This is a genomic window from Luteibacter sp. 9135 (assembly GCF_000745005.1).
Taxonomy (GTDB): Bacteria; Pseudomonadota; Gammaproteobacteria; order Xanthomonadales; family Rhodanobacteraceae; genus Luteibacter.
The window spans coordinates 411,283-424,343 of the sequence record NZ_JQNB01000001.1 but is presented as its reverse complement, the minus strand read 5'-3'; the positions used below and the strand labels follow the sequence as shown (position 1 = coordinate 424,343).

General features: G+C 67.6%; 12 protein-coding genes. All 12 read left to right on the top strand.

Annotation, left to right across the window (positions count from 1 at the left end):
- Window positions 1-170: 170 nt before the first annotated feature.
- Genes mraZ through FA89_RS01875 form a run of 12 tightly spaced genes read left to right on the top strand, consistent with a single transcriptional unit; the run spans window position 171 to window position 13,059 of the window.
- Window positions 171-617: a division/cell wall cluster transcriptional repressor MraZ gene (gene mraZ / locus FA89_RS01930; protein ID WP_036137675.1), complete on the top strand. Its 447-nt coding sequence runs from the start codon at window positions 171-173 to the stop codon at window positions 615-617.
- Between the two features lie 47 nt (window positions 618-664).
- The gene (rsmH, locus tag FA89_RS01925; protein ID WP_036143449.1) at window positions 665-1,588 is read left to right on the top strand and encodes a 16S rRNA (cytosine(1402)-N(4))-methyltransferase RsmH; all 924 of its coding nucleotides are present in this window, start codon (window positions 665-667) and stop codon (window positions 1,586-1,588) included.
- Complete coding sequence (gene ftsL / locus FA89_RS01920; RefSeq protein ID WP_036137674.1) at window positions 1,585-1,857, top strand: cell division protein FtsL; 273 nt, start codon at window positions 1,585-1,587, stop codon at window positions 1,855-1,857. The genes rsmH and ftsL overlap by 4 nt, the downstream gene beginning before the upstream one ends.
- Window positions 1,854-3,662 carry a peptidoglycan D,D-transpeptidase FtsI family protein gene (locus tag FA89_RS01915; RefSeq protein WP_036137672.1) on the top strand — a complete coding sequence of 603 codons (1,809 nt, stop codon included), beginning with the start codon at window positions 1,854-1,856 and terminating at the stop codon, window positions 3,660-3,662. Before ftsL ends, FA89_RS01915 begins: the two co-directional genes overlap by 4 nt.
- Complete coding sequence (locus FA89_RS01910) at window positions 3,659-5,152, top strand: UDP-N-acetylmuramoyl-L-alanyl-D-glutamate--2,6-diaminopimelate ligase (RefSeq protein WP_036137670.1); 1,494 nt, start codon at window positions 3,659-3,661, stop codon at window positions 5,150-5,152. Before FA89_RS01915 ends, FA89_RS01910 begins: the two co-directional genes overlap by 4 nt.
- Window positions 5,149-6,513 carry a UDP-N-acetylmuramoyl-tripeptide--D-alanyl-D-alanine ligase gene (locus tag FA89_RS01905; protein WP_036137668.1) on the top strand — a complete coding sequence of 455 codons (1,365 nt, stop codon included), beginning with the start codon at window positions 5,149-5,151 and terminating at the stop codon, window positions 6,511-6,513. The genes FA89_RS01910 and FA89_RS01905 overlap by 4 nt, the downstream gene beginning before the upstream one ends.
- Window positions 6,503-7,585, top strand: coding sequence for a phospho-N-acetylmuramoyl-pentapeptide-transferase (mraY, locus tag FA89_RS01900; protein WP_036137665.1), 1,083 nt, complete (start codon window positions 6,503-6,505; stop codon window positions 7,583-7,585). Before FA89_RS01905 ends, mraY begins: the two co-directional genes overlap by 11 nt.
- 6 nt (window positions 7,586-7,591) lie before the next feature.
- Window positions 7,592-8,812 carry a putative lipid II flippase FtsW gene (gene ftsW / locus FA89_RS01895; protein WP_036137663.1) on the top strand — a complete coding sequence of 407 codons (1,221 nt, stop codon included), beginning with the start codon at window positions 7,592-7,594 and terminating at the stop codon, window positions 8,810-8,812.
- Window positions 8,809-9,912: an undecaprenyldiphospho-muramoylpentapeptide beta-N-acetylglucosaminyltransferase gene (gene murG / locus FA89_RS01890; protein WP_036137661.1), complete on the top strand. Its 1,104-nt coding sequence runs from the start codon at window positions 8,809-8,811 to the stop codon at window positions 9,910-9,912. The genes ftsW and murG overlap by 4 nt, the downstream gene beginning before the upstream one ends.
- Window positions 9,909-11,348, top strand: a complete 1,440-nt coding sequence (gene murC / locus FA89_RS01885) for a UDP-N-acetylmuramate--L-alanine ligase (protein WP_036137658.1) — start codon at window positions 9,909-9,911, stop codon at window positions 11,346-11,348. Before murG ends, murC begins: the two co-directional genes overlap by 4 nt.
- Complete coding sequence (locus FA89_RS01880) at window positions 11,345-12,322, top strand: D-alanine--D-alanine ligase (protein WP_240003834.1); 978 nt, start codon at window positions 11,345-11,347, stop codon at window positions 12,320-12,322. The genes murC and FA89_RS01880 overlap by 4 nt, the downstream gene beginning before the upstream one ends.
- Window positions 12,319-13,059: a cell division protein FtsQ/DivIB gene (locus FA89_RS01875; protein WP_036137653.1), complete on the top strand. Its 741-nt coding sequence runs from the start codon at window positions 12,319-12,321 to the stop codon at window positions 13,057-13,059. Before FA89_RS01880 ends, FA89_RS01875 begins: the two co-directional genes overlap by 4 nt.
- Window positions 13,060-13,061: the final 2 nt, after the last annotated feature.

Here is a 13,061-nt window from a genome sequence, read left to right as displayed (position 1 = left end):
TCCAATGATTCAACCACCTCCCGCCCCTTCCTCATAAACGGCTGGAATTGGTCATGAACCTGCCCTTTCTCCTTGATTCACAAGAAAAATTTCCTTGACAGTCTCAGGTGCCGAGACTATCGTGGGCCCCAGTGTGAAATCGTGGGTTTCGGTGGGGCGGCCAGTAGACAATGTTCCAAGGTGAGACAGCCATCACGATCGACGACAAGGGTCGTCTGACGATCCCGACCTCGTATCGGGATCTGGTGGCCGACGCCTGTGCGAACCGTCTGGTGATTACCTACAACCCCTTCGATGCCGGTTGCCTCTGGATCTTTCCGTACGCGGAGTGGGAACAGGTGCGCGACCAGGTCAACGCGCTGCCCAGCGTCAAGGCCGTCCATCGCGCGTTGCAGATGAAGCTGGTGGGTGCCGCGTCCATCGTCGAACCCGACGGGGCCGCACGCATCCTCCTTCCATCCAGTCAGCGGGCGGCGGCGGGGCTGGAGAAAAAAGCCGTCCTGCTGGGCATGGGCAACAAGTTCGAGCTTTGGAGCGAACAGGCCCACCTCGCGAAGATCCGCCAGACCATCGGCGAAGAAGACATCAGCGATGACATGGCGGAACTGCGGTTGTGACGACGAACTAATTCGAGGTGCTGGTGGAACGGGAGCGGGATGTGGCGATGGCGGGGCGCGATGTGCACATCCCGGTGATGCTCGACGAAGCGGTGGAGGGCCTCGCCTTGCGCGGGAACGGACGCTATCTGGATGGGACGTTCGGTCGCGGGGGCCATGCCTCGGCGATCCTTGCCCGTCTCTCCGCCGAGGGCCGCCTGTTCCTGATGGATCGTGACCCGTCGGCGATCGCCGTGGCCGAAGCCGGCCTGGCTACCGATCCGCGCGTCGCGCTGCGCCATGACAACTTCGCCACCATGGGCGAATGGCCAGAGCTGGCGGAAGGCCTCGACGGTATCTTGCTCGATCTCGGCGTGTCCTCGCCGCAGCTGGACGATCGCAGCCGCGGCTTCAGCTTCATGGCCGACGCGCCGTTGGACATGCGCATGGATACCACGCGCGGCATCAGCGCCGCCGAGTTCCTTGCCGAGGCCTCTGAATTCGATATCGCCGACGTGCTCTGGCGCTTCGGCGAGGAGCGCTTCAGCCGCCGCATCGCCAAGGTGATCGTCGAGCGCCGCGCCACCGCCCCCATCACGCGCACCGCGGAACTGGCTGAACTGGTCGCCGGTTGCGTCGGTCGCCGCGAGCCGGGGAAAAATCCCGCCACGCGCACGTTCCAGGCCCTGCGAATCCGGGTCAACGCCGAGTTGGATTCCGTCGAGCGTGGCCTGGAGGCCGCCCTCGAACTGCTCACCATCGGTGGCCGCCTTGCCGTGATCAGCTTCCATTCGCTGGAAGATCGCACGGTGAAGCAGTTCATCCGCTCGCACGAAGGCCGTGTGCAGGGCAGCCGTCGCGGCCCGCCGACCGAAGCGAAGCTGGCCCGCCTGAAATCGGTCGGCAAGGCGATCTTTCCCTCCGACGCCGAAGTGGCCGCGAATCCGCGTTCGCGTTCCGCCGTGCTGCGCGTCGCGGAGAAGCTTGCATGAAGGTCTTCGGCGCCATCTGCCTCTCCCTCCTGCTGCTGGCGGTCATCGCCAGCGCCATCGGGGTGGTGTGGACGCGCCACGAAAGCCGCGTGCTGTTCGTCGAACTGTCGCGGCTGCAAAGCCAGAAGGACGACCTGGGCGTGGAGTACGGACGCCTCGAACTGGAGCAGGCCACCTACGCCGAGCCCAGCCGCATCGATGCCGACGCGCGCGGCAAGCTCGGCATGTTCACGCCGAAGCCGCAGGACATCCAGCTGGTGCGTCGATGAAGGCCCGCTACGGCAAGCCCGTCGTGCCCAGCCGCCGTCGCGGCCAGGGCCCCAGCCCGCGCAAGCGCATGACCGTGATCGTCGCGCTGTTGTGCGTGGCCGCCTCCGGCCTGGTGGTGCGCGCGTTCGACCTGCAGGTGGTCCGCAAGCAGTTCTACCAGGACCAGGGCGATGCGCGCTTCCTGCGCGAGATGCCTATCGCCGTGTCGCGTGGCACCATCTTCGATCGCAACGGCGAGCCGCTGGCCGTGTCCACGCCGGTCGCCTCGATCTGGGCCAATCCGCCGGAAGTGCTGGAGAACGCCGACCGCATTCCCGAGCTGGCCAAGGCGCTGCACGTCGACGCCGACGACCTGAAGCAGAAGATCGAACAGCGCGCGGACAAGGAATTCATGTACATCGCCCGCCAGCTGCGTCCGGAAGATGCGCAGGCGATCGTCGACCTGAAGATCCCTGGCATTTCATCGCAGCGCGAGTACCGTCGTTACTATCCGTCGGGCGCGGTGAACAGCCACATCCTCGGCTTCACCAACATCGACGACCACGGCCAGGAAGGCCTGGAACTGGCCTTCGACGAGTGGCTGTCGGGCAAGCCCGGCGCCAAGCGGGTCATCCGCGATCGCATGGGCCATGTGGTGGAAGACGTCGAACTGGTGCGCGAGCCGCAGCCGGGTCGCGACATCACGTTGTCCATCGACCGCCGCATCCAGTACCTGGCGTACAGCGCTTTGAAGGATGCGCTGGAAAAGAACAAGGCCGACTCCGGCTCCATCGTGGTGATGGACGTCCATACCGGCGAAGTGCTGGGCATGGCCAACCTGCCGTCGTTCAATCCCAATGCCGTGCGCGGCAGCTCCCCGGGCGACCGCCGCAACCGCGCGGTCACCGACGTGGTCGAGCCGGGTTCGACGATGAAGGCCTTCACCATGGCCGCCGCGCTCACCAGCGGCAAGTACACGCCCACCTCGCCCATGATCGAGACCTCGCCGGGCACCTGGATGATGGGTGGCCACCCCGTGCGCGACACGCACAACTGGGGCACGCTGACGCCCACCGGCGTCATCACCAAATCGTCCAACGTCGGCGCCGCCAAGATCGCGATGACGCTCGACACCGATTTCCTCTACTCCATGTGGAAGTCGTTCGGCATCGGCAACAGCACGGGCAGCGGATTTCCCGGTGAAGCGGCGGGCTACCTGCCTGTCAGCCGCACCTGGAAGCCGATCGAAAAGTCGCGCATGGCCTACGGCTACAACCTGAGCGTGACGCCGCTGCAGCTGGCCACCGGCTACGCGGCGATCGCCAACGGTGGTGCGCTGCGTGCACCCAGCTTCATCAAGGGCGCGGACAACCCGCCCAACCAGGTGATCACCCCCGAGGTGGCGCACGAACTGGTCCGCATGCTGGAAACCGTGCTGCAGCCGGGCGGCACCGGCTACGGTTTCGCCTCCGTCGCCAACTACAGCGTGGCCGGCAAGACCGGTACGTCACACAAGTTCTCCGTGGGCGGGTATTTCGCGAAGAACTACATCTCGCTCTTCGTCGGCATGATCCCGGCGAGCAATCCGCGCCTGGTCACCGTGGTGGTCATCAACGACCCGCAGGGTGGCCATTACTACGGCGGTTCGGTGGCCGGCCCCGCGTTCGCCCAGGTGATGGAAGGCGCGGTGCGCCTGCTCGATATCCCGCCGGACAACGTGGGTCGCTGGTATGTCGGGGGCCCCAGCCAGGGCGGCCTGATCGGCACGGCCAATGCGCCGCCGCCGCAGGCGGACGACAGCGCGGCGGAAGAGGTGGTGCCGTGACCCTCGCCCTTACCGACCTGCTCCGCGATATCGCCGACGCCCCAGGCGCCGGCGATATCGTCGTGTCCGGTCTCTCGCTGGATTCGCGCGAGGTGACGGCCGGCCAGGCCTTCGTCGCCCTGCGCGGCGGCAAGGGCCATGGCATCGACTTCGCCGCGACGGCCGTGGCGCAGGGGGCCGCCGTCGTGCTGGCCGAGCCGCCGTTCGCTGCGGTGGAGCCCGGCGTGCCGGTGATCGCCGTCGATGGCCTGCGCAACAAGGCCGGTGCGCTTGCCGCCCGGTTCCATGGCGACCCGTCGGCCGCGCTCGACGTCGTCGGCGTGACCGGCACCAACGGCAAGACCTCCACGGTACAGCTGATCGCGCAAGCGTTGGCGTTCCTCGGTCGCAAGCCGGCCACCATCGGCACGCTCGGCGCCGGCCTGCACGGCGCGATCGCCGAGGGCGAACGGACAACGCCCGACGCTATCAGCATGCAGACGCGCCTGGCCGAATTCCGCGACGCCGGTGCCACGCACGTGGCGATGGAAGTCTCCTCGCACGCGCTGGAGCAGGGGCGCGTCAACGCCGTGGCGTTCGACATCGCCGTGTTCACCAACCTCACCCGCGACCACCTGGATTACCACGGCACGATGGAAGCGTATGGCGCGGCGAAGGCCCGCCTGTTCGCGTTCCCGGGCCTTTCCGCCGCGGTGGTCAACATCGACGATCCGTTCGGCGCGAAGCTGGCCAAGGGCCTGCCAGAAGGTGTGGTCCGGCTGCGCACGTCCATGGCCACCGACAGCACCGCGAAGGATGCCGAGGTACGCGCGGACATCGTGGTCACCTCGGCCAAGGGCCTGTCGTTCAACCTGGATACGCCTTGGGGCATGCGTACGGTGCGCAGCGGCCTGCTGGGCCGGTTCAACGTGGCCAACCTGCTCGCCGTCGCTGCCGTGCTCGGCGCGCTGGGCGAACCGTTCGAGCGTATCCACGCCGCGCTGGAATCCCTGCAGCCGGTGAACGGACGCATGAGCCGTCTTGGCGGCGACGGGCGCAAGCCGCTGGTGGTCGTGGATTACTCGCACACGCCCGATGCCCTCAAGCAGGCGCTGCTGGCGCTGCGTTCGCATACCAAGGGCAAGCTGATCTGCGTGTTCGGCGCCGGCGGCGACCGCGACCAGGGCAAGCGCCCGCTCATGGCCGCCATTGCCGAGCGCCTGGCCGATGTGGTGATCGTCACCGACGACAACCCGCGCACCGAGGACGGCGACGCCATCGTCGCCCAGATCGTGACCGGCTTCGCCCATCCCGATACCGCGATGGTGGAGCGCGACCGCGCCCAGGCTATCGCCCTGGCGCTGGCCGATGCAAAGGCCGACGACGTCGTGCTCATCGCCGGCAAGGGTCACGAAACCTATCAGGAAGGCCCGGACGGCAAGCGGCCGTTCGACGACTTCGCCGTCGCCCGCGAGGCGATGGAATCCGGCAAGAAAGGAGCCCGCGCATGATGCGCCTGTCCGCCGTCGCCCTCTGGACCCGCGGCCGCCTGCATGGCGCCGATGTCGAGGTGAGCGGCTTCTCGATCGATACCCGTACGCTGAAGGCCGGCGACCTGTTCGTGGCGCTGCCCGGCGAGCGCGTGGACGCGCACGATTTCGTGGCCGCCGCAGCGGCGCGCGGTGCCGTCGCCGCGCTGGTCACCCGTCCGGTCGACGCGTCGATCCCCCAGGTGATCGTCGACGACACCCAGGCCGCCCTGGGCGACCTGGCCAGCGCCGCGCGTGCCAACAGCCATGTCCGTGTCGTCGGCATCACCGGTTCCAACGGCAAGACCACGGTGAAGACGCTCACGGCATCGATCCTCTCGCGCCACGGCCGCACGCACGTCAACGCAGGCAACTTCAACAACGAGATCGGCATGCCGCTGACCTTGCTGGCGATGCCCGAAGGCACTCAGTACGCGGTGCTGGAGATGGGCGCCGGCAAGCCGGGCGACATCGAGTACCTGGCCGCCATCGCGCGCCCGGATATCGGCCTGGTCACCTCCATCGCACCCGCGCACCTGGAGCGGATGGGCACGCTGGAAGGCGTGGCCGAGACCAAGGGCGCGCTGTACCAGATGCTGTCGGCCGATGGCGTGGCGATCATCAACGCGGACGACGAGCGCTTCGGTGGGTTGTTCACCAACCTGGCCGGTGCGCGCCGGGTGCTGCGTTATGCGCTGAACCATCGCGCGGACATCGGTGCGGATATCGTCGAGGAACGCATCGACGGCACCCATTTCGTGCTGTCCACGCCGCACGGCGACGGTGATGTTCACCTCCCGCTGCCCGGGCGGCACAACGTGGCCAATGCGCTGGCAGCCGCGGCGATTGCCATCGCGCTGGACGTGCCGGTGGCCCGCATCGTTGAAGGCCTGGAGCAGGTGCCGCCCGTGGCCGGGCGCCTCCAGCGTGAACCGATGGCGGGTGGCTGGACGCTCATCGACGACAGCTACAACGCCAACCCCGGTTCCGCCGCCGCCGCGATCGACACGCTGGCGCTGGCCCAGGGCGAGCGCTGGCTGGTGCTCGGCGACATGGCCGAGCTGGGCCCGGACGCACTGGCACTGCACGCCGGCATCGGCGATCTCGCGCACCGCCGCGGCATCGAACGCCTGCTCGCCACGGGTGCCAAGAGCGCGGCGGCCGTCGAGGCGTTCGGTGCGGGCGCACAGCATTTCGCTACGCAGGAGGCGCTGATCGAGGCGGCCTGCGTGCAGGTTCACGAGGGCGTTACCTGCCTCGTGAAGGGGTCACGTTCCTCCGGCATGGACCGGGTCGTGGCGGCGATGAAGAAATACGCTGAAGGAGCCTCCGATGCTGCTTGAACTGGCGGAATGGATGGCTCGGCACTTCACGTCCGTGCATCTTTTCCAGTACATCACCTTTCGCGCGATCATGGCCGCGCTCACCGCGCTGTCGGTCTCGCTGCTGCTGGGTCCGTTGCTGATCCGCAAGCTGGCCGCGCTGAAGGCAGGGCAGGTGGTGCGCAGCGACGGTCCGCAGACGCACCTGTCCAAGGCCGGTACGCCGACCATGGGCGGCCTGCTGATCCTGTTCGCCGTAGGCATCGCCACGCTGCTGTGGGCCGACCTGTCCAATCGCTACGTGTGGGTGGTGCTCGCCGTGACGCTGCTGTTCGGCGTGATCGGTTTCTACGACGACTACCGCAAGCTGGTGCTGAAGGACAGCCGCGGGCTGGCCAGCCGCTGGAAATACTTCTGGCAGTCGGTGTTCGGCCTGGGTGCCGCAGTGTTCCTCTATCAGACCCACCAGTTGCCGGCGGAAACCGCCCTGTACGTGCCGCTGTTCAAGCAGGTGGCGATCCCGCTCGGCCTGCTGTTCATCGTGGTGGGCTATTTCATCATCGTCGGGTTCTCCAACGCGGTGAACCTCACCGACGGCCTGGACGGGCTGGCGATCATGCCGAGCGTGCTCGTGTCCGGTGCGCTGGGCATCTTCGCTTACCTCGCCGGCAACAAGCTGTTTTCCGAATATCTCGGTATCCCCGCCATCCCGGGCGCCGGCGAGCTGGCCATCTTCTGCAGCGCGTTGTCCGGGGCCGGCCTCGGCTTCCTCTGGTTCAACACGTATCCGGCCCAGGTGTTCATGGGCGACGTGGGCGCGCTGGCCATCGGCGCGGCGCTCGGCTGCGTGGCGCTGATCGTGCGCCAGGAAATCGTGTTGCTGGTGATGGGTGGCGTGTTCGTCATGGAAACCGCTTCGGTGATGCTCCAGGTCGGCAGCTTCAAGTTGCGCGGCAAGCGCATCTTCCGCATGGCGCCCATCCACCATCACTTCGAATTGAAGGGCTGGCCCGAGCCGCGGGTCATCGTCCGCTTCTGGATCATCAGCGTCGTGCTGGTGCTCATCGGTCTCGCCACGTTGAAGGTGCGCTAAGCGATCATGTTCGGCTTCGGAAACAAACAGGCCAAACGCCGTCAGGGCCCCCGCGGGAGCTTCGATCTCCCGTTGCTCCTGGCCGCGCTCGCCCTGGCGACGCTGGGCGTGATCATGGTCACGTCCAGCTCGATCGCGGTGGCCGATGGCTCGCACCAGGGTGCCTTCTACTACCTCAAGCGCCACCTCGTGTTCCTCGTGCTGGGCGGCTGCCTGGCCGCGGCCGCCATGCGCACGGAACTGAAGGTGCTGGAAAAGCACAGCTTCCTGCTGCTGCTGTTCGGCGTCATCATGCTGCTGATGGTGTTCCTGCCCGTGTTCGGCATGCGCATCAACGGCGCGCGCCGCTGGGTGAACCTGCTGGTGACCAGCTTCCAGCCCGTGGAAGCGGTGAAGCTGATCTTGGTCGGCTACCTGTCCAGTTATCTGGTCCGTCATCGCGAAGGCGTCGAATACGACCTCTTCGGCGTGGTCAAGCCGGTGGGCGTGGCGGGCCTGATCGTGCTGCTGCTGCTCGCCCAGCCCGACTTCGGTTCGGCCGCGCTCGTGGTTGCCACCACGGTGGGCATGGTATGGCTGGCCGGCGCGCGCATGCGCAACCTGCTGGTGCTGGCGACGCCGCTGGTGCCGGCGCTGATCTACGCGGCCACCGCCGAGGACTACCGCATCAAGCGCCTGACGTCCTTCCTCGATCCGTGGAAGGATCCGTTCAACGACGGTTTCCAGTTGACCCAGGCACTGATCGCCGTGGGCCGTGGCGAATGGACTGGCGTGGGCCTGGGTTCCAGCGTGCAGAAGCTGTTCTACCTGCCCGAGGCGCATACCGACTTCATCCTTGCCGTGCTGGCCGAAGAACTCGGCCTGGCCGGCATCGTCACGGTGATCTTCCTCTATATCGTGCTGGTGGGCCGCGGCCTGTACATGGGCCTCAAGGGCGTCGAGCTCGGACAGCGCTTCTCCGGTTACGTGGCCTACGGCATCTCGCTGATGCTGGGCTTCCAGGCCATGGTGTCCATCGGCGTGAACCTGGGCGTGCTGCCGACCAAGGGCCTGACCCTGCCGCTGATCAGCTCCGGCGGCTCGTCGGTGCTGATGACCTGCGCCATGGTCGGCGTGCTGCTGCGCGCCACCTTCGAGATCAACCGCGCGGAAGACGCGCGACAGACCGCCGTGCGCCTGCCGGCCAACGCCGTGCCGGATTCAGCGGCGTTCGGGGGTGCGGCATGACGCGCCCGGTGCTGATCATGGCCGGCGGTACCGGCGGCCATATCTTCCCCGGCCTGGCCGTGGCCGACGAACTGCGTTCGCGCGGCATGCCCGTGGCCTGGCTGGGTGCCGAAGGCGGCATGGAAACCCGCGTGGTGCCCGCGCACGGCCTGGACCTGCACACCATTGCCGTGGGCGGCTTGCGTGGCAAGGGCCTGAAGACACGCCTCATGGCCCCGGTGATGCTGGTGCGAGCACTGTTCGCGTCGCTCGCGTTGCTGCGTCGCCTGCGTCCGGCCTGCGTGCTGTCGATGGGCGGCTACGTGGCCGGACCGGCCGGCGTGGCCGCGCGCCTCGCGGGCATCCCGCTGGTGGTGCACGAGCAGAACGCCGTGGCCGGTTTCACCAATCGCAAGCTGGCTGGTTTCGCGCGCAAAGTACTGACCGGTTTCCCCAACGTACTGCCCAACGGCGAGTGGGTCGGCAACCCGGTGCGTTCACGCATCGCGGCGTTGTCGCCGCCCGAGCTGCGCATGACCGGTCGTACGGGCCGTCCGCGTCTGCTCGTGCTGGGCGGCAGCCTCGGTGCGCGCACGCTGAACATGGCCGTGCCTGCGGCACTGGCCGAGCTTCGCCGGATGGCCGATAACGGTCAGGGCGACCGGCTGGAGCCGGAAGTGGTGCACCAGACCGGCGAGCGCGGCCTCGAAGACGCCCGTGCCGCCTACGCCGAAGCCGGTATCGCCGCCAACATCGTCGCCTTCATCGACGACATGGCCGGTGCGTACGAGTGGGCCGACGTCGTCGTCTGCCGCGCCGGCGCACTGACCGTGGCCGAACTCTGCGCGGCCGGCCTCGAAGCGCTGCTGGTGCCTTTTCCGCATGCCGTGGACGATCACCAGACCGCCAATGCGCGGGCGATGGTCGATGCCGGCGGTGCACGGCTGGTGGCGGACGCTACCCTTGCACAGAGCGGTGCGCGCGACATGCTCGCCCACCTGCTATCCGACATGCTGGCCGATCGCCGGCAGATCCTTTCCGCGGCCATCGCGTCCCGCACGCTGGCCAAGCCCGACGCCGCATCCACGATTGCCCGTCATTGCATGGAGGTTTCCGCATGACGCCCGGTCGTTTGCGCGCCCACGACGATTTCATGACCTCGTTCCGCCGTGTCCACTTCATCGGCGTGGGCGGCGTCGGCATGAGCGGCATCGCCGAGGTGCTGTCCAACCTCGGTTACAGCGTGTCCGGCTCCGATCGCGCGCCCTCGGCCACCACCGAACGCCTGGCCGGGCTCGGCGTCACGGTGTGCATCGGTCACGAGGCGGCCAACATCGACGGCGTGGATGTGGTCGTCACCTCCAGCGCCATCCGCCAGGACAATCCCGAACTGGTCGCCGCGCTCACCGCGCGCATCCCCGTGGTGCCGCGTGCGGAAATGCTCGGCGAGCTGATGCGTTTTCGTCGTGGCATCGCCATCGCGGGTACGCACGGCAAGACCACCACCACCAGCCTGGTCGCCAGTGTGCTGGCCGAGGCCGACTACGATCCGACCTTCGTGATCGGCGGCCAGCTCAATGCCGCGGGTGCCAATGCGCGCCTGGGCACGGGCCAGTACCTCGTGGCCGAAGCGGACGAATCGGACGGTTCGTTCCTGATGCTGTCGCCGGTGATGGCGGTGGTCACCAACATCGATGCCGATCACCTCGAGAACTACCAGGGCGATTTCGCGCTGGTGAAGAAGGCCTTCAGCGATTTCCTGCATCGCCTGCCGTTCTATGGCATGGCGGTGCTGTGCATCGACGACGAGGAAACCGCGAAGCTGGCGCAGGACACCTCGCGCCGCGTGATGACCTACGGCGTGGACAACGCCGGTGCCGACGTCACGGCCACCCACGTCCGCCAGATCGGTTTCGAGATGCACTTCGACCTGCACCTTCCAGGCATGGACGGTACGCTGCCGGTGACTCTCAACCTGCCTGGCCGGCATAACGTGCAGAACGCGTTGGCCGCGGCCGCCGTCGGCTGGCAGCTCGGCGTGGAGGCTGAAGCGATCGCGCACGCGCTGGCACGTTTCGAAGGCGTGGGACGCCGCTTCCACCGGCGCGGCGAGATCGCGCTGGATAGCGGCAGCGCCTTGCTCGTGGACGATTACGGCCACCATCCGCGCGAGCTGGCCGCGGTGTTCGCCGCCGCCCGCGGCGGCTGGGCCGATCGTCGCCTGGTCGTAGCCTTCCAGCCGCACCGCTACAGCCGTACGCGCGACCTGCTCGACGATTTCGCCAACGTCCTGGCCGAGGTCGACGTGCTGGTGCTGACCGAGGTGTACCCGGCGGGCGAGGCGCCCATTCCGGGCGCCGACGGCAAGGCACTGGCCCGCGCGATCCGTGCCCGCGGCAAGACCGACCCGGTGCTGGTCGACCATCCGCGCGACCTGCGCGACACGCTGTCGGCGCTCGCGCGCGACGGCGACCTGATCATGCTGCTCGGCGCCGGCGACATCGGCGCGGCGGCCATCGACCTGGCCGGTGTCGGCCACCTGAGGACGTCTCCGTGAACCGCTCCGACCGCTTTCCCCGCATCGTGAACGACGCCGCCGGTTTCGGCCGCGTGGCCGTCGTGCTGGGTGGCAATTCCGCCGAGCGCGAGGTGTCGCTCGACTCCGGCCGTGGCGTCCTCGAGGCGCTGCGTTCGCTCGGCGTGGATGCACACCCCATCGATGGTATTCCCGCCTTGCTGGATGCGGTGCGCGCCGGCCATTTCGCCCGCGTCTTCAATATCCTGCACGGCGCAGGCGGCGAGAACGGCGAGCTGCAGGGTGCCTTGCAGTCGCTCGGCGTGCCTTATACCGGTTCCGGCGTACTCGGTTCGGCGCTGTCGCTGGACAAGGTGCGCGCCAAGCAGGTGTGGATCGCACTCGGCCTGCCCACCCCGAAGTTCAGGGCGTTGCCACGCGGCGCGGACGTGCATGCCGCGGCCCGAGATGTCGGTTTTCCGCTGATCGTGAAGCCGGCATGGGAAGGGTCCAGCGTGGGCGTCACGCGCGTGTTCGACGAAGCCGGCCTGGATGCGGCCGTCGAACTGGCCCGCCGTTACCCGGGCGACATGCTGATGGAAACACTGATCGAGGGCGACGGCAACGAAGGTGGGGAGTTCACCGTCGGTATCCTGGGTCGCGAAGTGCTGCCCACGATCAAGATCGTGCCCAAGGGCGAGTATTACGACTACAACGCCAAGTACGTGGCCGAAGACACGCAGTACCTCGTGCCCGGCCTGTCCGGTGACGCGGAAGACGCGATGCGCGCGCTCGCGCTGCAGGCTTTCGACGCGCTGGACTGCTTCGGCTGGGGTCGCGTGGATGTCATGCGCGACCGCCATGGCAAGAACTGGCTGCTCGAAGTGAACACCGCGCCAGGCATGACCTCGCATTCGCTGGTGCCCAAGGCGGCCGCCGTCGCCGGGCTGAGCTATGCCGAACTTTGCTGGCGCGTGCTGGAAACCTCGATGGAACGGGAGGCGGCCCGCGCATGAGGGGTTCAGCCGCCACGCGTCTGGTTGCCTGGGGCATCGCCATCACGTTGGTGGTGTTGCCCGTGGTCGGCGTCATGCAGGGCTGGTTCGCCGCCGGCCGTTGGCCCGTCACGCAGCTGAAGGTGGAGGCGGAGTTCGCCCATGTCAGTGCGGAGCAGATCCGCAGCGCCGTGCTGCCGAGCCTCGGCAAGGGGTTCTTCGCCACCGATCTGGAAGCCGTGCGCCACTCCATCGGCAGCCTGCCGTGGGTGGAGTCGGTGGAAGTGCGCAAGCGCTGGCCGGATACCCTGCTGGTCCGCATCTACGAACGGCAGCCGTTCGCGCGCTGGAACGAGGATCGCCTGATCAGTCGGCAGGGCCTCGTTTTCGATGCGCCGGGCGCCGACCAGATGGGCGATCTACCGCGCCTGCGCGGACCGGATTCGCGCCTGGCCGAGGTGGTGAGCTTCTACGCGCAGGCGCAGAAATCGTTCGAAGGCCGCACCGGCCTGTCGATCGTCGGCGTCAGCCTCAGCGAGCGTGGCAGCTGGAGCGTCACCGCGGAAAGTGGCGCGGAAATCGTGATCGGCGATCGCGAGCAGGCCGACCGTCGCCTGGCGCGGTTCCTCGATGTCTACCCCCAACTCGTCGCCGGTCGGCATGGCGGTTTCGCCTACGCCGACCTTCGTTACACCAACGGATTCGCCATCCGGTGGCCGCAGCCGGAAACCACGGCCACACCCAAGGTCGGAAGTTGAGC